This is a genomic window from Erwinia aeris, assembly GCF_041224955.1.
GTDB classification, from domain to species: Bacteria; Pseudomonadota; Gammaproteobacteria; order Enterobacterales; family Enterobacteriaceae; genus Erwinia; species Erwinia aeris.
The window spans coordinates 30,061-49,112 of record NZ_JBGFFX010000016.1 but is presented as its reverse complement, the minus strand read 5'-3'; the positions used below and the strand labels follow the sequence as shown (position 1 = coordinate 49,112).

Here is a 19,052-nt window from a genome sequence, read left to right as displayed (position 1 = left end):
CTTTATTTTGAGATCCCATGAGTATGGCCATTTCTTCGTCGATTCCCGCCTCCTTTGCGCCGCGAAAGATTTTGCTGATCAAGCTGCGTCACCATGGCGATATGCTGCTTACCACGCCGGTTATTGAGGCGCTGCGCCAGCGCTATCCGCAGGCCGCCGTCGACGTGCTGCTCTATAAAGAGACGCTGCCGATGCTGCAGGCGCATCCGCATATTCGTCAGCTGCGCTTTATCGATCGCAAATGGAAAAACGAGGGAACGCTGGCGCATTTGCGCCATGAAGCCGCGCTGCTTAAGGCGATCCGCCAGGAAGGCTACGATCTGGTCATCAACCTGGCCGATCAGTGGCGCAGCGCGATTATCACCGCCCTTTCCGGCGCGCCGGTTCGGATTGGGTTCGCTTACAACAAGCGTCGCAACGCCTTCTGGCAACGGGCGCATACGCACCTCGTGTCCACCAGCAACCACAGCCAGCTGCATACCGTTGAGCAAAACCTGGCCGCGCTACAGCCGCTGAATATTCCCTTTTCCGGTTTCCCGGCAGCGATGCACTACAGCGAAAGCGACTGGTCACATACGCAAACCGTGCTGGCGCAAAGCAAGGTTACGCGTCCCTATATCGTTATCCAGCCTACCTCGCGCTGGATTTTTAAATGCTGGGAAGATGACAAAGTGGCCGGGCTGATCGCCGCGCTGGCCTCTGAGCAGATCGATATCGTGCTGACCGCCGCGCCGGACAAAAAAGAGCTGGCGATGATCGACCATATTCTCTCGCTGTGTCCCGGCAAAGCGATTTCGCTGGCCGGAAAGCTGTCGCTGCCGCAGCTGGCTTCGCTGATCGATCATGCCCGCCTGTTTATCGGCGTCGATTCCGCGCCGATGCATATGGCCGCCGCGCTGGATACGCCGTGCATCGCGCTGTTTGGCCCGACCAAGCTTAAGCAGTGGCGTCCCTGGGGCGACAATAATCAGGTGATCTGGGCCGGCGACTATGCGCCTCTCCCTTCGCCGGACAGCATTAATACCAGGACCGAGACCCGTTATCTTTCTGCCATCCCACTTGATGACGTGGTCAAAGCCGCAAGGAACTATCTGGATGAGTAAAGTACGACTGGCTATAGTGCGGCAAAAATATCGCCCGGACGGCGGCGCGGAGCGGTTTATTTCGCGGGCGCTGGAGGCGCTGGACGATGACAGTCTGGATCTGAACATCATCACCCGCAGCTGGCAGGGCGAGCCGAAACCGGAATGGCACCTGCATATCTGTAACCCGAAAAAATGGGGACGCATCTCGCGCGAGCGCGGCTTTGCGCTGGCGGCGCGTGCATGCTGGCAGCGAGAGAAGTTTGATATCGTACAAAGCCACGAGCGCATTGCGGGCTGTGATATTTTTCGCGCCGGCGACGGCGTGCATCGCGTCTGGCTGGCACAAAGAGCGCGCATCGTTTCGCCCGTGCAAAAGCTGCTGGCCGATTTAAGCCCTTATCATCGCTATGTGATGGCGGCGGAAGAAGAGATGTTCCGCTCACCTGCGCTGAAAAAAATCATCTGTAATTCGCTGATGGTAAAAAACGACATCATGCGCTGCTTTCAGGTGCCGGAAGAGAAGTTCGCGGTGATCTACAACGCGATTGACGCGCAGCGCTTTCAGCCTGCCACGCCGGCCGAGCGCCAGCAGTCGCGCGCGTCGTTGCGTCTGCCTGCCGAAGCCAAAGTGTTTATTTACGTCGGTTCCGGTTTCGAGCGCAAAGGATTAAGGGCCTCCATCAGCGCCCTGGCCGCTACCGAAGCGCACCTGCTGGTGGTGGGTCAGGATAAACAGCAGGCCCGCTATCTTAGCCACGCTCGCGCGCTGGGCTGCGAAAAACGCGTCCACTTTGTCGGCGTGCAGCACAACGTGATCCCTTATTACCATGCGGCCGACGCGCTGATCCTGCCCACGCTTTACGATCCTTTCCCTAACGTGATCCTGGAAGCGATGGCCTGCGGTCTGCCGGTCATCACCAGCGACACCTGCGGCGGCGCAGAGTTTATCGTTAACGGCGAGCAGGGCTACGTTTGCGACGCGCTGGATATTGTGGCACTGAGCGCCGCCGCGCAGGCCATCCCGCTCAGAAGCGTTGATGCGCGCATGGGCGATGCGGCCCGGGAGCGCGTTCTCCCCTGCTCGCCGCAGCGCCTGGCAGGGCAGCTTCATGCGCTATATCAACAAGTGTTGCGACAGGCCTGAGAAGAAGGTGTGAGCATGCGCGACTTATCTGCTAACATGCGGTAATGTTTCTCTTTTCCGGCACTTTCTGACGCGAGTCACTCCGTAATTCGTAAACACTGTGATGACAACAATTTATTCCGTCCTGCTCTATCTTATTCAGCCGCTGATTTGGCTCCGGCTCTGGTTACGCGGCAGAAAAGCGCCCGCCTACCGGAAGCGCTGGGCCGAACGCTACGGCTACTGTAAAGGCAAGGTCAAGCCGGACGGTATACTGCTGCACTCCGTTTCTGTCGGCGAGACGCTGGCCGCCGTGCCGCTGGTCAGGGCGCTGCGCCACCGTTATCCCACGATGCCGATTACCGTGACGACCATGACGCCGACCGGTTCGGAACGGGCGGCTTCCGCCTTCGGTAAAGATGTTCATCACGTCTATCTGCCTTACGATCTGCCCGGCTCGATGAACCGTTTTCTGGATAATGTCAGCCCGCGGCTGGTCATCATTATGGAAACCGAGCTGTGGCCGAATATGATCGCGCAGCTTCACGCCCGAAAAATCCCGCTGGTCATCGCGAACGCCCGCCTGTCGGAGCGTTCGGCGAAAGGGTACGGCAAGCTCGGTAAATTTATGCAGCGTCTGCTGCAAAAGATCACGCTGATCGCGGCGCAGAACGAGGAAGACGGCGAACGCTTTGTGGCGCTTGGCCTGAAGCGTTCCCAGCTGGCGGTGACCGGCAGCCTGAAGTTCGATATTTCCGTAACGCCCGAGCTGGCCGCCCGCGCGGTCACGCTGCGTCGGCAGTGGGCGCCGCGTCGTCCGGTATGGATAGCCACCAGCACGCACGAAGGCGAGGAAAGCATTATTCTGGAAGCGCACCGCAAGCTCCTGGCGCGTTTTCCTTCTTTGCTGCTCATCCTGGTACCGCGCCATCCGGAACGTTTCGACACGGCTCGCGACATGACGCAAAAGGCCGGCTTCAGCTACACGCTACGCAGCAGCGGCGAGATCCCTTCCAGCGGCACCCAGGTGGTGATTGGCGATACGATGGGCGAACTGATGCTGCTCTACGGCATCGCCGATCTGGCTTTCGTCGGCGGCAGCCTGGTGGAGCGCGGCGGGCATAATCCGCTCGAGGCCGCCGCACATGCTATCCCCGTGCTGATGGGGCCGCATACGTTTAACTTCAAAGATATCTGTGCAAAACTTCAGCAGGCGGACGGCCTGATCGCCGTAACCGATGCCGACTCGCTGGATAAAGAGATCGGCACGCTGCTGACCGACGAAGACTATCGTCTTTACTACGGCCGCCATGCGGTAGAGGTACTGCACCAGAATCAGGGCGCGCTACAGCGTCTGCTACAGTTACTTGAACCCTATCTGCCACAGCGGAATCACTAAATGCCTTCACGTCAGCTTCTGTCGGTCGTGCTGATCGCTAAAGACGCAGCCGAGCTGCTGCCGGAATGTCTGGAGTCCGTGAACTGGGCCGACGAGATTGTGCTGCTGGACTCCGGCAGCAGCGACGGCACGCCGCAAATCGCCGCCCGCCACGGCGCCAAAGTGTTTCACTCCCGCGAATGGCACGGCTACGGCAAACAGCGCCAGCTGGCGCAAAGCTATGCCACGCATCCGATGATTTTGATGATCGACAGCGACGAGCGCGTGACGCCGCAGCTGCGCGCCGCTATCGAATCCGTGCTGCAACAGCCTGCCGCGCCAGCCACGGTTTATAGCCTGGGCCGCCGCAATCTGTTTCTGGGGCGTTTTATGCGCCATAGCGGCTGGTATCCTGACCGCGTGACTCGTCTCTATCCACGTGAATACGGCTATAACGATCATCAGGTGCATGAATCGCTGGAAGCCAGAGGGGCGCAGGTGGTGGCGCTGAAGGGCGATCTGCTGCATCTGACCTGCCGCGATTTCTCTGCGTTTCAGTGGAAGCAGTTCGCCTATGCCGAAGCCTGGGCGAAGCAGCGTCACCACCAGGGGAAAAAGTGCGGCCTGTTTTCAATTTTCGCCCATACGCTGGGCGCCTTCCTGAAAACGCTGGTGCTGCGCGCCGGTTTTCTGGATGGCAAACAGGGCTGGCTGCTTGCCGTGGTTAACGCGCAGTACACCTTCAATAAATACACGGCGCTCTGGGCGCTGAACCACTCTTCCCACGCTTCCGGCAAAGGCGGCCTATGAGCACAAAAGCGATCTATCCCGGCACTTTCGATCCCATGACCAACGGTCATCTGGATATCGTCACGCGCGCCGCGTTAATGTTTGACCATATCGTCCTGGCTATTGCCGCCAGCCCCAGTAAAAAGCCGATGTTCTCGCTGGATGAACGCGTGGTGCTGGCGCAACAGGTGGTCGCACACTTGCCGAATGTGGAAGTGGTAGGATTCAGCGATCTGATGGCGAACTTCGCGCGGGATCAGCAGGCCAACGTCCTGGTACGCGGCCTGCGGGCGGTGTCCGATTTTGAATACGAAATGCAGCTGGCGCATATGAATCGGCACCTGCTGGCGGAGCTGGAAAGCGTGTTTCTGATGCCTTCAGAAAAATATTCGTTTATCTCTTCCACGCTGGTCAAAGAGGTGGCGCGCCATCACGGCGACGTCAGCGCTTTCCTGCCGCCGTCGGTGCACAGCGCGCTGCTGGCAAAGCTCTCCGCCTGATTATTGCTGACAGGTCGGGCAATAGAAGGTGCTGCGCTGCGCGTGTTTGGCGCCTACAATCGGCGTAGCGCAAACGCGGCAGGGTTCGCCAGCACGGCCATAGACCTGTAGCTGCTGCGCGAAATAGCCCGGTTTACCGTCCGACTGCAGGAAATCACGCAGCGTGGTGCCGCCCTGCTCAATCGATCGCAGCAGCACGGCCTTGATCGTTTCCGTCAGCAGAACCACTTCTTCTCTGGTCAACGCCATTGCCGGTCGATCGGGATGGATCCCGGCGGCAAACAGCGATTCGCTGGCGTAAATGTTGCCAACGCCCACCACCAGCTTGTTGTCCATCAGCCAGGGCTTGACCGGCGTACGCCTGCTGCGCGACTTCTCAAACAGGTAATCCGCGTTAAAAGCTTCACTCAGCGGCTCCGGGCCAAGATGGGCCAGTACGTTACTGGCGGCCAGATCGCTGCTCCACAGCCAGGCGCCAAAGCGGCGAGGATCGGTATAGCGCAGCACTTTGCCGTTGCTCATCACCAAATCCACATGGTCATGCTTCGCCGGCGGTGCTTCTTCTGACAACACGCGTAGACTGCCGGACATGCCAAGATGGATGATGATCCAGCCTTCAGGCAGCTCCAACAGCAGATATTTGGCGCGGCGCTGTACGCTGAGTACCGGCTGGTCGCTGAGGCTGTGGATTTCATGCGAGACCGGCCAGCGCAACCGGCCGTTGCGCACCACGGCGTGCAGAATGGTGGCGCCGACAAGGTGCGGTTCGATACCGCGTCGGCTGGTTTCAACCTCTGGTAATTCCGGCATACAAACCTCCCGCAGATGTTTTCAGGCGTACAGATGTTTTCAGACGTGCAAATGTTTTCAGGCGCACAAAAGAAAAAACCCCGCCGAGGCAGGGTTTTTCAGTCGCTAAAGTCAATTACTTGATTTTAGCTTCTTTGTAGATCACGTGCTGGCGGACAACAGGATCGAATTTCTTCAGTTCCAGTTTTTCCGGCTTAGTACGCTTGTTCTTCGTGGTGGTATAGAAGTGACCTGTACCAGCAGAAGAAACCAGCTTGATCTTCTCACGAATACCTTTAGCCATGTTTCAGTTCCTTACCTTAGTACTTCTCACCGCGGGTACGCAGATCGGCCAGAACCGTCTCAATACCCTTTTTATCAATTACGCGCATGCCTTTGGCAGATACGCGCAGTGTAACGAAGCGCTTTTCGCTCTCAACCCAGAAACGGTGAGAGTGCAGGTTCGGCAGGAAACGGCGTTTCGTCGCGTTCATTGCGTGGGAACGGTTGTTACCCGTCACCGGACGCTTTCCAGTTACCTGGCAGACTCGTGACATGTCAATTCTCCAAAAATCAAATAAGCTCGAGCTTTAAAAATAAGGTCTTGGCCGCCTCGTCAGGCTCTTAGCCCATCCAGGCGAGTTCTATGTGAACCCGCTGAGCAGGCCCAAATGCCAAACCCGAGATTCTCAAAGGTGGCGTAGTATACGCCCTGCAACGCTGGTGCTCAAGTCCCGAACAGATAAAGATCCCTTTGGATCGCGCAAAATTGCCGCATTTGAACGGAAAAAGCACCGCCGCTACGTGGGAAAAAACACGGTTTGCCGCTTTTTTCCGCATTACAGCCAGCCTTTTTCCGCAAAGGAAACATATTCGCCCTGACCGATAACAATATGGTCAAGCACGCGGATGTTAAACAGCTTGCAGCAGTCGTTAACCTGTTGAGTCACATCGCGATCTGCCATGCTGGGCGCCGAAATGCCCGAGGGATGGTTATGCGCCAGGATAATCGCCGCCGCGTTTTGCTTCAGCGCTTCACGCACGATTTCACGCGGATGCACCTCTACGCTGGCTATCGTGCCCGCAAACATTTCACTGGTGTGAATGACCCGATGCTGATTATCAAAAAAAACCACCATAAATATTTCCCGTTCACGATGCGCCAGCTTGCTGTGCAGGAAATTCACCATATCGCCCGGGCTTTGCATGGCCTGTTTTACCGAATCCGCACAGGTGAAAAAACGCCTGCCCAGTTCGGCAATGGCATTCAGCTGGGCATACTTCGCCACGCCTACGCCTTTCACCCGTAAAAACGCGTCTTTGTCCGCCGTCATCAGCCGGTGCAGCGAACCGAACTCCTCCAGCAGCTGTTGCGCCAGCGTCATTACGTGGACACCGCGCGCGCCGGTACGTAAAAAAATCGCCAGCAGTTCCGTATCCGTTAACGTGCCGGCCCCGCCTGCCACCAGCTTTTCGCGCGGTGGCATTTTTTTCCATGGCTTCTTCATCCGCTTTCTCCTTCCGTAGCTGGCTAAATCATGGCATTATATACAGTAGTTTTCCATGCATTTTTCCGTCTGCCGGGCTGCTTTACAGTACGGTCGTTGTGCTAAAAGTCAGCAGGCAGGGATTATGATAAAATGGCGGAATTCCGGCGCGCGGGCGCCCTGCTGGCTCAATGGAGCAGAAACTATGACATTAACCGGTAAACGTATTGTGCTGGGCGTAAGCGGCGGTATCGCTGCCTACAAGGCGCCTGAGCTGGTAAGACGCCTGCGCGATCGCGGGGCGGAAGTGCGCGTCGTGCTGACTGCCGCAGCCAAAGCATTTATCACGCCGCTGAGTCTACAGGCCGTATCGGGTCATCCGGTCAGCGACGACCTGCTCGATCCGGCGGCGGAAGCGGCGATGGGGCATATCGAACTGGGAAAATGGGCTGATCTGGTGATCCTGGCACCCGCCACGGCCGATCTTATCGCTCGCGTCGCCGCAGGCATGGCTAACGATTTGGTTACCACGATTTGCCTGGCGACGGCGGCGCCTGTTGCCGTCGTTCCCGCCATGAACCAGCAGATGTATCGTGCCGCCGCCACGCAGCATAATCTTCAGGTTTTGCAGGCGCGCGGCCTGATGATTTGGGGGCCGGACAGCGGCAGCCAGGCCTGCGGCGACGTCGGGCCGGGCCGTATGTTAGATCCGCTGACTATCGTGGACGAAGCCGTCCGCTGGGCGACGCCGCAGCACGATTTAGCGCACCTTAATGTGATGGTAACCGCTGGCCCAACCCGCGAATCGCTTGATCCAGTCCGGTTCATTAGCAACCACAGCTCGGGTAAAATGGGCTTCGCCGTGGCTGCCGCCGCCGCAAAACGGGGCGCTAACGTGACGCTGGTCGCCGGGCCGGTCGCCTTAGCCACGCCGCCGGGCGTCAAACGTATCGACGTGATAAGCGCGCTGGAAATGCAGCAGGCGGTGATGGCCAGCGCCGCCGAACAGCAGATTTTTATCGCGGCCGCTGCCGTCGGCGACTACCGCGCTGCGGAAGTCTCCAGCGAGAAAATCAAAAAGCAGGGCGACGAAATCCTGCTGAAGATGATTAAGAATCCGGATATCGTCGCGGGCGTCGCGGCCATGCAGCAAAATCGCCCGTACGTGGTGGGGTTTGCAGCGGAAACCCGGAATGTGGAAGAATACGCCCGGCAAAAAAGGATTCGGAAGAATCTGGATCTGATTTGCGCCAACGATGTTTCAAAAGCCGGGCACGGTTTCAACAGCGATACCAATGCCCTGCATCTTTTCTGGCAGGAAGGGAATAAAGCCTTACCGCTCGGCGATAAGCAGCTCCTGGGCCAACAATTACTGGACGAGATAGTCAGCCGTTATGAAGAAAAAAATCGACGTTAAGATTTTAGACCCGCGCGTGGGCACCACTTTCCCTCTGCCCGCCTATGCCACTTCCGGCTCCGCTGGTCTCGATCTGCGCGCCTGCCTGGACGAGGCGGTACAGCTGGCGCCGGGCGCGACCACGCTGGTACCGACCGGCCTGGCTATCCATATTGGCGACCCGCAGCTGGCGGCCGTTATCCTGCCGCGCTCCGGCCTCGGCCATAAGCATGGCGTGGTGCTGGGCAACCTGGTCGGGCTAATCGACTCCGATTATCAGGGACAGCTGATGGTTTCCGTCTGGAACCGCAGCCAGGAGACGTTTAGCATTGAGCCAGGCGAGCGTATCGCGCAAATGGTGTTTGTACCGGTCGTTCAGGCTGAATTCAATCTGGTTAATGACTTCGACGCCAGCGTGCGCGGCGAAGGCGGCTTCGGCCACTCGGGTCGTCAGTAACGACCGACCAGAGTACCCGTCCTTATTTCCACCGTGAGCGTGATGGCTCACGGATGTTGCGTGGGCGCTTGCCCGTACATGGTGATATTTCAGGGGTCTTTCAGGACATGGCAGAGAAAAAAAGTGCGAAAAGGAATCGTCGCGAAGAAATACTGCAGGCGCTGGCGCAAATGCTGGAATCCAGCGATGGTAGCCAGCGGATCACTACCGCCAAACTGGCGGCAAGCGTGGGGGTTTCTGAAGCTGCGCTTTACCGGCACTTTCCCAGCAAAACCCGCATGTTTGACAGCCTGATTGAGTTTATTGAAGACAGCCTGATTACGCGCATCAATCTAATCTTGCAGGATGAAAAAGAGACGCTGCCGCGTTTACGGCTGATTATCCAGCTGATCCTGGGCTTTGGTGAGCGTAATCCGGGTTTATCACGTATTCTGACCGGCCATGCGTTGATGTTCGAGCAGGACCGCCTGCAAAGCAGAATTAACCAGCTGTTCGAACGGATTGAGGTGCAGCTGAAGCAGGTGCTGCGCGAGCAGAAAATGCGTACCGGCGAAGGATTCCAGACGGAGGAGGCGCTGCTGGCCTCGCAGCTGCTGGCTTTCTGTGAGGGTTTGCTGTCGCGCTTTGTGCGTTCCGACTTCCGCTATCGCCCGACGGTGGAATTTGAAACGCGCTGGCCGCTGCTGGCCTGTCAGCTGGTCTGAATCGGGAAGGCCGCAGTTGGCCTGTCAGCCGGTCTGAATCGGGAAGGCCACAGTTGGCCTGCCAGCTGATCTGAATCGGGAAGGCCGCAGTTGGCCTTCCAGCCGGTGTGAAATGAAAGGGCCGCAACTCGCGGCCCGCATTCGTCAGATACCGTACTCTTTGCGGTAGGCCCGGACGGCGGCCAGATGATCGGCCAGCTCCGGTTTCTCTTCCAGGTAGCTAATCAGATCGTTCAGCGTGATGATGGCAATAACCTTGCAGCCGTAATCGCGCTCCACTTCCTGAATAGCCGACGCCTGTCCGCGGCCTCGCTCCTGCCGATCCAGCGAAATCAGCACGCCGGCCAGGGTCGCCTTATTCGCCGAGATGATCTCCATCGATTCGCGAATAGCGGTACCGGCGGTAATAACGTCATCTACCAGCATAATACGGCCCTGTAATGGGCTGCCGACCAGCGTTCCGCCTTCGCCGTGGTCCTTCGCTTCCTTACGGTTGAAGCAGTAAGGCACATCGCGGTCGTGGTGATCGGCCAGCGCAACGGCGGTGGTAGTAGCGATAGGAATGCCTTTATAGGCCGGGCCGAACACCAGATCGAAATCGATAGCGGAATCCACCAGCGCCTGCGCATAGAAACGGCCTAACAGCGCCAGGTCACGGCCCGTGTTAAACAAGCCCGCGTTAAAGAAATAGGGGCTTTTACGTCCGGATTTCAGCGTGAACTCTCCAAATTTCAGGACCTGCTTATTAATAGCAAATTCGATAAATTGGCGCTGCCAGGCTTTCATGTCTCGCTCCTCAATCATTAAAAAAGGCGACTCTCTGGTCGCCTGGGGAAATCAGTCTTGTAGCGCCGCTTTCTGCGCCTGAATCAGCGTATCAATACCGCCGCGAGCCAGCGACAGCAGCGTCAACAGCTCGTCATGGCTGAACGGCTCGCCTTCTGCCGTGCCCTGCACTTCAATCATGCGACCATCTTCGGTCATGACTACGTTCATGTCGGTTTCCGCAGCGGAATCTTCGACATATTCCAGATCGCATAACGCTTCGCCGTTGACGATGCCGACAGACACGGCGGCGACCATCCCCTTCATTGGGTTGGCTTTCAGCTTGCCGATAGCGACCAGATGATTAAGCGCATCTGCCAGCGCTACGCAGGCGCCGGTAATAGAAGCGGTACGCGTGCCGCCATCCGCCTGCAGGACGTCGCAGTCCAGCGTGATGGTGAATTCGCCCAGCGCTTTCAGATCCAGCGCTGCTCGCAGGGAACGGGCAATCAGACGCTGAATTTCCAGCGTGCGGCCGCCCTGCTTGCCTTTGGCCGCTTCGCGAGCGTTACGGCTATGGGTAGCGCGTGGCAGCATGCCATATTCTGCGGTTACCCAGCCCTGGCCCTGTCCTTTCAGAAAGCGCGGCACGCCTTCCTCAATGGTGGCGGTGCAAAGGACTTTGGTTTCACCGAATTCAACCAGAACGGAGCCTTCCGCATGTTTGGTGTAGTGGCGAGTCAGGGTGACGGGACGCACCTGATGGGCATTACGGCCTGCTGGACGCATGGTTTTTCTCCGGCTTGAAAATCGTGATTGGCTGCGCATTATACGGATTTCACAGCCGAATGCCTATGACAGCCTGCTGGTAACGCGGTTTCTGTGCAGCTGGCGCGATAGTAAGCGCCGCCTCAATCCCATTGATTTGTCAGAGTTTGACCAGATGCCTGTTAAGGCAAGGCCGGCACCGCTATAATCACCTGAACTTATTCTGAAAACGGGTACGCATAATGATCCGCAGTATGACCGCCTACGCCCGGCGTGAAACCAAAGGCGAATGGGGCAGCGCAGCCTGGGAGCTTCGTTCCGTAAACCAGCGCTATTTAGAAACCTATATTCGTCTGCCCGAGCAGTTTCGCGGCCTGGAGCCGGTGATCCGCGAACGTATTCGCAACCGACTGACCCGCGGTAAAATCGAGTGTAATCTGCGTTTTGACGCAGACGCGCGCGCGCAGAGCTCTCTGGTGCTGAATGAAAAACTGGCTATCCAGCTGGTTAAAGCCGCCAACTGGGTCAAAATGCAGAGCGACGAGGGCGAAATCAATCCGGTCGATATTTTGCGCTGGCCTGGCGTCATGTCAGCAGAAGAACAGGATTTGGATGCCATTTCCGCAGAGTTGCTGAGCGCGCTGGACAGCGCTCTGGACGACTTTATCGCCGCCCGTGAAACGGAAGGCGCCGCGTTAAAATCATTGATTGAACAACGGCTGGAAGGCGTCAGTACTGAAGTGACTAAAGTACGTGCGCAGATGCCGGACGTGTTGAAATGGCAGCGCGAACGTCTGGTTACCAAACTGGAAGAGGCTCAGGTTCAGCTGGACAGTAATCGGGTTGAGCAGGAACTGATTATGCTGGCGCAGCGCGTGGACGTGGCGGAAGAGTTGGATCGTCTGGAAGCGCATGTTAAAGAAACCTATAACATCCTGAAAAAGAAAGAAGCGGTGGGCCGCCGCCTCGACTTTATGATGCAGGAATTTAACCGCGAATCGAATACGCTGGCGTCTAAATCAATCAATGCAGAGGTTACCACTTCGGCTATTGAGCTGAAGGTGCTGATTGAGCAGATGCGTGAACAGATTCAGAATATTGAGTAAAGTTGCATACAGTCGCACTCAGTAGCAGAAAACCAATAAAGCCCGCTAATTGCGGGCTTTATTATTTTCATGCTGTTGCATAACATCGCGCATTTTCTTTGTACCCAAAGTACTTTCCTCGCTCCAGCTTGGGTACAAAGCACTATTCAATGTTAATGCAACACTATGGCAAAGCTGAAAGATATTCAGATGCAGGCATGGATTAAGGCAGGAGAACGGCTTGAGGGGCGCTCCATGGAGATCATAGCCGTTCACCACAGAAGTAGTGGTTTCAGTGATGTTCTGGTCACCATTTTTCCGCCAACGGATAAACGAAAGATTAACTGATGGTTAAAAAAAAGGTATGTTAAAAGATAAACATGGCATTCCTGAACCTGACAGTGATGGTCATTTTTATGTGACATTCTGGTTATTTGGTGAGGGTTATAAAGAAGAAGGTAAAAATGACAGGCTTTGCTTTAATGATATGAACCCGCCTGTAAATTGTATTGAAAAGGACAGGGTATTTTCAATCAGTTCCAGCAGGAACAGAGGCACTATATTTATATTAAATGATGGCGAATATCGGATGAAAAAAGAGGGTAAAATAATCAAACTTAAAAAAGAATAGTCCGTCCTCGCAGGTTGAGACAGTACTAAAATCATCCTTTTTTCCAGGGCTTACACCAGCTATACGGAACGTACCTTAGGATGTCCTCATCTGGTGCCACCCAATGCAGAAAAAGACGCTAAAATCGGGCCATATTCCTAATTTTTGTCTGCCGAGCATCTAATATTATACAGCCCGCGTCAGCGGCGTATAATTTGGCTTTATCTGAACGCACTTATGGATTATTGCACGCAAGGAGGCGAAGTTATGCCAGCCCTGGAGTTCCCCTGTACCTTTTTCAAGTCTCGGAAACGCATGGACGACTACAACGCCGACGATATGCGCTGTGGTGACCTTTCCGAAGCAGAGCTGAAATCCCAATACCAGCTGAATTATATTTCCGATCGGGTTGATCCTTATACGTTAACCCGACGTTCCTCACTGGATCGCCCTCAGTCCATGTTCTGCTGCAATCTGCGCGGAGCCGGTGAGAAAATCACTCGCCAGCAGTGCGCCATTATCCTGTTTGATGAGCTCCGATCGCTATCACGCACATTTTCCCTTTATGGCCCATACAGCCATCTGATTGAAAAGATGATCGACCATATGCAGAACGAAAAGGGTACTCCTTTCCGGAATGTAGTGCTGGACAGGGCTTTAAAGGAGCATATTATCAGGGATAACTCGCAGGAAAACAGTACACGTCTGTTATTGAAAGAAGCTTTTAATACTTATATCAATTGGGAAAAAAAATGTTATCCCGCAGGGGAAAAAGACAGGCTGAGGAAGGTTATTTTAGATGGTAAACTACCTAAATTTGACAGATTCCAGGATAATTACAATGGTATGGGCATTACCGTTCATGATACCTGGGCTACGCATATCACCATAAAATCACTGTATATTGATAATGGTCGTTTCCGGGCAGTGGTGCGCTACAAAGTACAGGATCATTTTGGTCTCGACACTGACGATATACTGAAAACAAAATTTAACCAGCTCCAGTTCTTCCGTATCTGGTTCGTACTTCAGCGATACAATCATTTTGGCTTCAAGCCATTTATCACCAACATGGAAGCCACTGTAGAGATCCTCGGAGGGCGCGATGAAAACAAAAAATAAAAAAACGCTTTATGTGCTATTAACGATTGGCTGCACCCTGCTGGGCTTCTTCCTGTGGTTGTCGTTACGTTCGGTAGAGATTGTGGCGGTTCATGAAGACGAAGAGTTTAGCTCTGTTCTGGTAAGAAATTTCCCTTTCACCGATCGGGGGAAAATAAGTTGGTGGCTAAAAAACAAGGAGGTATTAAAAGCAAAATATAACATCCCAAAGCCTGCAAAGGATGGCTTCTTTTCCATAGTATTTTGGGATTTTGGTGATGGATACAAAGAAGAGGCGAAGTACGACAGACGTTGCTTTGACGACATGAAACCGCCTGAAAATTGTATAGAAAAAAATAGAGTCTTCTCTGTTAGCGACAGTAAGAATATGGGAATTTCTTTTACTACTAATGATGAAATATATCGTATGAAGGAAAGTGGGGAGATAGTAAAAATCAAAAATGAATAAACCCCCCCCTCGCGTAGAGATAACAATAAAATCTTCCGCTCCCCCCGTATTGTCCCCAACCATGCGAAGAAAACATGAGTGAGCCCGATCGCTATCCCGCAAATTTGCTCTTTATGAGCCGTACAGCCAACTGGTTGGTAAGATGATTGACCCAATGCATAAACAGTTATTGTCTGCCGTACACTTTTATCACTGGTGAGTGCATGAACCCTGTGCCTGACGCATATCACCAAAGATGAATAGTTTTACAGGCGGCACCAGGCTAAAATCCCCCTTCTTTTCCTGCGGATAATTTTAAGGTTTTTATGCAAACTCTTCCTCCCTGCCCTGAATGCCACTCCGAATACAGCTGGCAGGATGGCGACCTGTTTAACTGTCCCGAATGCGGCCACGTCTGGTCTGGCAACACAGAAGCCACAGAGGCGCTGGTAGTTAAAGATGCCAACGGCAATCTGCTGGCTGACGGCGACAGCGTGACAGTTATCAAAGACCTCAAGGTCAAAGGCAGCTCGACGCCTCTTAAGATCGGCACCAGGGTAAAAAGCATTCGCCTGGTGGAAGGCGATCATAATATCGACTGTAAAATTGACGGCTTTGGCCCGATGAAGCTGAAATCAGAATTCGTAAAGAAAAACTGATCCGGTTTTAACCTGCGGCAACGATCGGCGTACAGGCTGCCCAGTCTTCAGCTAAAGGCCGCAGCTTGTTCTGCCGTGATAAGCGCCTGCTTTTCTAACTGCATGGCGATTGAACGCAGCGAACGCTCACACAGGCCAGCCAGCTCGCTGACGGAATGGCCCTGCCGGAAAAGCGCTATCAATTCCTGTTTTTGCTCTTCAGACCAGGGAAGATAAGCATTGCCAGGCCGCCCTTCCGCTCGATTCTTTTCCCGACGCTCTTCTGGCGTCAGCTTCACTTTTTCTTGCCGTTTTACAGCACTGAAATTCACACCGCTGAACTCTTCAGCCAGAGCAAACAACAGCCTTATAGCATCGGGTGTATGCACAACAGAAGCTGGCGGCAACAGCTCGCCTGTTTCCGGATGGATCCCTTTTGCCAACAGTCGGAAAATTTCACCTGCCATCATTTTTCTCGTCCTTGTGGTAGCCTGCCCGACTTCAGGATCCAGCCGTGCAGTTTTTTAATCATGCTATGTCAGGTAGCTAAGCCTATTGCTGAATAGCGGATTCAAAAAAACTTAAACAAAATAAAACGTTGTCCTGGAGACGCGCACGGTTACTTTATTTTCAGATTAGGTAAACTCATTTACTTAACGGCTTTTAGAAAAATTCACTCGTCAACCTGTCTGGGATCCTGCAGGCTTGCCGCCGATTGCTCAGGAGCGGGTTATGCTACTTACTGTTTTTTATCTGATTGGGATCACCGCAGAGGCCATGACCGGCGCGCTGGCGGCTGGCCGCCGTAAAATGGATATGTTTGGCGTAATTATTATCGCTTCCGTTACCGCCATTGGCGGCGGATCCGTGCGCGATATGCTGCTTGGGCACTACCCGCTTGGCTGGGTAAAACACCCCGAATACATCATCATTGTGGCGATGGCTGCCGTTATTACCACCCAGCTGGCGCCGCTGATGCCGCATTTGCGCAAGGTCTTCCTGGTGCTGGACGCGCTGGGCCTGGCCGTTTTCTCTATCATCGGCACCAAAGTGGCGCTGGATATGGGCCATGCCTCGATTATTGCGGCTATTAGTGCGGTGATTACCGGCGTCTTCGGCGGCGTGCTGCGCGATATGTTCTGCAACCGTATCCCGCTGGTTTTCCAGAAGGAGCTTTATGCCGGTATCGCTTTTGCTTCCGGCTGGCTCTATATCCTGCTGTTGAAAACGCCGGTATCCGAAGAATTGGCCATCATCATTACGCTGCTGTTTGGCTTTCTGGCGCGCCTGCTGGCGTTGCGCTTCCGGCTGGGGCTGCCGGTATTTAACTATCCTCATGCCGATCACTAAAAGGTTCATCGCCTTGCCTCGTCTGCATAAGCAATCAGCTGCTGCACCTGAGGGTGATGCAGAAAACGCACGATTTGCCCGGCCAGCGTTTTACCTATGCCTGGTAGCTGCTGCCATGCCTCTTCCCGTCGGGCCAGTAGCGTTGACCAGTCGTTATCTTCAATAGCGTTCAGAGCACCTTCCGGTACAGGAACGCCCAGGGCTTTTACCCAGCGCCTGAAGGGCTGCCGTCGGCTTAGCGAGAATTGGTGGTAAAGCCAGTCTGCGCGGGCGGGCGTGAGGTCAGCAATTTTCCGCAGATCTTCCTGAGTCAGCGCAAGCCAGGAAAAGAGATGGGTCAGCTGCCCGGCCTGCATCAGGCGCTGCCAGCTGCTGCGGCTGACGCCGGTCATCGCCAGCGCCTGTGTGCCGCTTGCCCAGACAAGGCGGGCCAGAAACTGCTCGCGACAGGCAGGCGTATAGTCAAAACAGCTCAGAGCATGAAAAGCATCAGCATCCGGTACGGGCGGCCTGCCCCGTTTTTGTACCCGCCAGATGACCTCGTCAAGCCTGGGAATGCCCTGACCCGCCAGGCTAATGGCGACCCTGTCGCCCGGCACGATATCCAGCGCCTGCCAGCGTTTAAGCGAGCCAATATTGACCCGGCTGACTTTTTTATCATCCAGCTGTACGGGTAACAGATTTAGTACCGCGCCTGTTTTTCCCGTCCGCCCGATAGGAAAATCGACTGAGCGAACCTCTGCGCTCACTTTCAGCGGCGTATATTTCCAGGCTGCTGACCAGGTATTATCGCCGGGTAGCCAGTAAGCGCCCTTTACTGGCGTACCGTGGATCACCACGCCATCCGTAACAAAGGGCAGAGGCTGATGAAACCAACGTTCGCGCCAGTCGGCGACTTCATCAGCGTTGGCAACAGGCTTGCTCCAGGCTTCCATAATGCTGAAGCCCGCCTTGCTTAACTGCTGTAAGCGCTGCGGCATTTTTTCCGGGCCGTCCGGCCACGCCCAGATAAACATGCCCAGCTGTGCCAATAGCGGCGAGCTCTCATTACGCCGCATTGCGCCAGCCACGACGGCGCGGGCATTAACGCCGCCCTGGCTGGCCTGCTGGTGATCGATCATCTTCAGATAAAGTTCGCCCTGCAAAACCAGGGGATCGTCATCCAGCGTTATCTGCTGCGGAATAGCGGGTATATGGCGTGCTTTTTCCGTCCAGTCTTCTCCTCGCAGCCCGTCGCCGCGACTGATTACCCGCACAAGTTTCCCATGCCGGTACCAGAGCGTCACGGCAATGCCGTCCAGTTTTGGCTGCACCCACAGCGGTTGCTTTCCCACCATCCAGCGCACCACCGCCCGCCTGTCCGGCAGCTTTTTGACGCCAACATGCGCTACCGGATGCCGTACCTTGCCGCTTTTCGCCAGCGCCGGCGAACGAGACTCGCTTTCGGGCCGGAAGCAGCGCTGCCAGTCGTGATACGTTTTCTCTAAGGCATCATAGCGTTCATCCTCTACCAGGCTGATGCCCTGCTCATAGTAGGCCCGATCCCAGTCGCTCAGCTGTTTTTCCAGCGCCGTCATCTCCAGTTCTGCCCGGGCGGGCGACCAGACGGGGCAAAAAGCCTGTGCAATGGCGCACCCTCCCAGCCCGAACATTATTACTATGCTTCGCATCTCCACACTCCCTTGTTGCTCTGCTTCGCTTATTAAATCGGCAAAATCAGAACATGGCGATAGCGTAAGTTCGCTTATGGAAAACGTATCGAAAAGTTTTTTCCCTAGCATGAAACCTGTCATCAGTACCGCGAGCCATCTTCCAGTTTTAGAGAAAAAACGCGGCAGAACAGCCGAAACGCTGCATCCTGGCCTTCACCCGTGTATACTGTGCAGGAAGTAAACTCCGACTGGCATAGCAAGAAATCATCATGGCTCAAGGCACACTTTTTATTGTTTCAGCACCAAGCGGCGCGGGTAAATCCAGCCTGATTAACGCGCTGCTAAAGACGCAACCGCTGTATGACACTCAGGTGTCCATCTCCCATACCACCAGGGGCGTGCGTCCGGGTGAAAATCACGGCGAACACTATTATTTTGTAAACCATGACGAATTTCGTCGTATGATCGAAGAAGATGCCTTTCTGGAGCACGCCGAAGTCTTCGGCAACTATTACGGCACGTCACGCAGGGCGATTGAGCAGGTGCTCTCAACCGGCGTGGATGTCTTTTTAGATATTGACTGGCAGGGCGCGCAGCAAATCCGTCAGAAAATGCCGCAGGCACGCAGCATTTTTGTTTTACCGCCGTCAAAAGACGAGCTGGATCGCCGCCTGCGCGGTCGCGGTCAGGACAGCGAAGAGGTCATTGCCCGGCGTATGGCGCAGGCCGTCGCGGAAATGAGCCACTATGCGGAGTACGACTACCTTATTGTGAATGATGATTTCGATCTGGCGCTGTCCGATCTGAAAACCATTATTCGCGCCGAGCGTCTGCGAATGGGCCGTCAAAAATCCCGTCATGATGCTTTAATCAGCAAACTGTTGGCAGACTGAGGACAACTCAGTATGATGCCCAGTCATTTCGTCA

The 19,052-nt window shown here is 55.0% G+C and carries 24 protein-coding genes; 16 read left to right on the top strand and 8 right to left on the bottom strand.

The genetic code is table 11. The features are described from left to right. Positions 1-29: 29 nt before the first annotated feature. From rfaQ to coaD, 5 genes are all read left to right on the top strand, one after another. Entirely contained in the window at positions 30-1,103 is a 1,074-nt protein-coding gene (gene rfaQ, locus AB6T85_RS20945; RefSeq protein WP_301731003.1) for a putative lipopolysaccharide heptosyltransferase III, read from the top strand. Continuing rightward, a complete protein-coding gene (locus AB6T85_RS20940) occupies positions 1,096-2,229 on the top strand; it encodes a glycosyltransferase family 4 protein (RefSeq protein WP_369896578.1) in 1,134 nt (377 codons plus the stop codon). The genes rfaQ and AB6T85_RS20940 overlap by 8 nt, the downstream gene beginning before the upstream one ends. A 103-nt stretch (positions 2,230-2,332) precedes the next feature. Continuing rightward, positions 2,333-3,607, top strand: coding sequence for a lipid IV(A) 3-deoxy-D-manno-octulosonic acid transferase (waaA, locus tag AB6T85_RS20935; protein ID WP_253457007.1), 1,275 nt, complete (start codon positions 2,333-2,335; stop codon positions 3,605-3,607). Then, positions 3,608-4,396, top strand: coding sequence for a glycosyltransferase family 2 protein (locus tag AB6T85_RS20930; protein WP_253457005.1), 789 nt, complete (start codon positions 3,608-3,610; stop codon positions 4,394-4,396). Next, a complete protein-coding gene (coaD, locus tag AB6T85_RS20925; protein WP_301730982.1) occupies positions 4,393-4,875 on the top strand; it encodes a pantetheine-phosphate adenylyltransferase in 483 nt (160 codons plus the stop codon). Before AB6T85_RS20930 ends, coaD begins: the two co-directional genes overlap by 4 nt. Here the strand turns inward: coaD and mutM are convergent, their stop codons facing one another. The 4 genes from mutM to radC all read right to left on the bottom strand — a co-directional run bounded on the left by mutM (position 4,876) and on the right by radC (position 7,172). Next, on the bottom strand, positions 4,876-5,685 hold the full coding sequence (mutM, locus tag AB6T85_RS20920) for a bifunctional DNA-formamidopyrimidine glycosylase/DNA-(apurinic or apyrimidinic site) lyase (RefSeq protein WP_369896577.1): 810 nt from the start codon (positions 5,683-5,685) through the stop codon (positions 4,876-4,878). It abuts the gene before it with no gap. A gap of 115 nt (positions 5,686-5,800) precedes the next feature. Continuing rightward, positions 5,801-5,968, bottom strand: coding sequence for a 50S ribosomal protein L33 (rpmG, locus tag AB6T85_RS20915; RefSeq protein ID WP_001051798.1), 168 nt, complete (start codon positions 5,966-5,968; stop codon positions 5,801-5,803). Between the two features lie 16 nt (positions 5,969-5,984). Continuing rightward, on the bottom strand, positions 5,985-6,221 hold the full coding sequence (gene rpmB / locus AB6T85_RS20910; RefSeq protein ID WP_004154798.1) for a 50S ribosomal protein L28: 237 nt from the start codon (positions 6,219-6,221) through the stop codon (positions 5,985-5,987). 282 nt (positions 6,222-6,503) lie between these two features. Next, positions 6,504-7,172, bottom strand: a complete 669-nt coding sequence (gene radC, locus AB6T85_RS20905; protein WP_253456999.1) for a RadC family protein — start codon at positions 7,170-7,172, stop codon at positions 6,504-6,506. Positions 7,173-7,356: 184 nt separating this feature from the next. Here radC and coaBC point away from each other — a divergent pair, with 184 nt between their 5' ends. The 3 genes from coaBC to slmA all read left to right on the top strand — a co-directional run bounded on the left by coaBC (position 7,357) and on the right by slmA (position 9,708). Next, entirely contained in the window at positions 7,357-8,568 is a 1,212-nt protein-coding gene (coaBC, locus tag AB6T85_RS20900; RefSeq protein ID WP_369896576.1) for a bifunctional phosphopantothenoylcysteine decarboxylase/phosphopantothenate--cysteine ligase CoaBC, read from the top strand. Then, positions 8,546-9,004, top strand: a complete 459-nt coding sequence (gene dut, locus AB6T85_RS20895) for a dUTP diphosphatase (RefSeq protein WP_253456994.1) — start codon at positions 8,546-8,548, stop codon at positions 9,002-9,004. The genes coaBC and dut overlap by 23 nt, the downstream gene beginning before the upstream one ends. 107 nt (positions 9,005-9,111) lie before the next feature. After that, positions 9,112-9,708, top strand: coding sequence for a nucleoid occlusion factor SlmA (gene slmA, locus AB6T85_RS20890; RefSeq protein WP_253456991.1), 597 nt, complete (start codon positions 9,112-9,114; stop codon positions 9,706-9,708). Between the two features lie 144 nt (positions 9,709-9,852). Here slmA and pyrE read toward each other — a convergent pair whose 3' ends face one another. Together pyrE and rph are read right to left on the bottom strand one after the other, a co-directional pair. Beyond that, complete coding sequence (gene pyrE, locus AB6T85_RS20885) at positions 9,853-10,494, bottom strand: orotate phosphoribosyltransferase (protein ID WP_253456988.1); 642 nt, start codon at positions 10,492-10,494, stop codon at positions 9,853-9,855. Positions 10,495-10,545: 51 nt separating this feature from the next. Next, positions 10,546-11,262, bottom strand: a complete 717-nt coding sequence (gene rph, locus AB6T85_RS20880; RefSeq protein WP_125290623.1) for a ribonuclease PH — start codon at positions 11,260-11,262, stop codon at positions 10,546-10,548. 221 nt (positions 11,263-11,483) lie between these two features. Here rph and AB6T85_RS20875 point away from each other — a divergent pair, with 221 nt between their 5' ends. From AB6T85_RS20875 to AB6T85_RS20850, 6 genes are all read left to right on the top strand, one after another. Further along, complete coding sequence (locus AB6T85_RS20875; RefSeq protein WP_301253389.1) at positions 11,484-12,347, top strand: YicC/YloC family endoribonuclease; 864 nt, start codon at positions 11,484-11,486, stop codon at positions 12,345-12,347. Between the two features lie 165 nt (positions 12,348-12,512). After that, positions 12,513-12,674: a hypothetical protein gene (locus AB6T85_RS20870; protein WP_369896575.1), complete on the top strand. Its 162-nt coding sequence runs from the start codon at positions 12,513-12,515 to the stop codon at positions 12,672-12,674. A 16-nt stretch (positions 12,675-12,690) separates the two neighbouring features. Continuing rightward, positions 12,691-12,957, top strand: a complete 267-nt coding sequence (locus AB6T85_RS20865) for a DUF943 family protein (RefSeq protein ID WP_367399468.1) — start codon at positions 12,691-12,693, stop codon at positions 12,955-12,957. Positions 12,958-13,203: 246 nt separating this feature from the next. Beyond that, entirely contained in the window at positions 13,204-14,058 is an 855-nt protein-coding gene (locus AB6T85_RS20860; protein WP_369896574.1) for a YPO3983 family protein, read from the top strand. Next, positions 14,042-14,506 carry a DUF943 family protein gene (locus AB6T85_RS20855; RefSeq protein ID WP_253456980.1) on the top strand — a complete coding sequence of 155 codons (465 nt, stop codon included), beginning with the start codon at positions 14,042-14,044 and terminating at the stop codon, positions 14,504-14,506. The genes AB6T85_RS20860 and AB6T85_RS20855 overlap by 17 nt, the downstream gene beginning before the upstream one ends. 305 nt (positions 14,507-14,811) lie before the next feature. Beyond that, positions 14,812-15,144, top strand: a complete 333-nt coding sequence (locus tag AB6T85_RS20850; protein WP_253456977.1) for a zinc ribbon domain-containing protein YjdM — start codon at positions 14,812-14,814, stop codon at positions 15,142-15,144. 47 nt (positions 15,145-15,191) lie between these two features. Here the strand turns inward: AB6T85_RS20850 and AB6T85_RS20845 are convergent, their stop codons facing one another. Further along, positions 15,192-15,593 carry a hypothetical protein gene (locus AB6T85_RS20845; protein ID WP_369896573.1) on the bottom strand — a complete coding sequence of 134 codons (402 nt, stop codon included), beginning with the start codon at positions 15,591-15,593 and terminating at the stop codon, positions 15,192-15,194. Between the two features lie 262 nt (positions 15,594-15,855). Here AB6T85_RS20845 and AB6T85_RS20840 point away from each other — a divergent pair, with 262 nt between their 5' ends. Further along, on the top strand, positions 15,856-16,473 hold the full coding sequence (locus AB6T85_RS20840; RefSeq protein WP_253456972.1) for a trimeric intracellular cation channel family protein: 618 nt from the start codon (positions 15,856-15,858) through the stop codon (positions 16,471-16,473). Positions 16,474-16,478: 5 nt separating this feature from the next. On the opposite strand, the gene ligB is transcribed toward AB6T85_RS20840, so the two are convergent. After that, on the bottom strand, positions 16,479-18,143 hold the full coding sequence (ligB, locus tag AB6T85_RS20835) for an NAD-dependent DNA ligase LigB (protein WP_369896572.1): 1,665 nt from the start codon (positions 18,141-18,143) through the stop codon (positions 16,479-16,481). A 251-nt stretch (positions 18,144-18,394) separates the two neighbouring features. Between ligB and gmk the strand changes: the two genes are divergently transcribed. Beyond that, positions 18,395-19,018 carry a guanylate kinase gene (gmk, locus tag AB6T85_RS20830; RefSeq protein WP_125290631.1) on the top strand — a complete coding sequence of 208 codons (624 nt, stop codon included), beginning with the start codon at positions 18,395-18,397 and terminating at the stop codon, positions 19,016-19,018. The last annotated feature ends 34 nt before the right edge of the window (positions 19,019-19,052 follow it).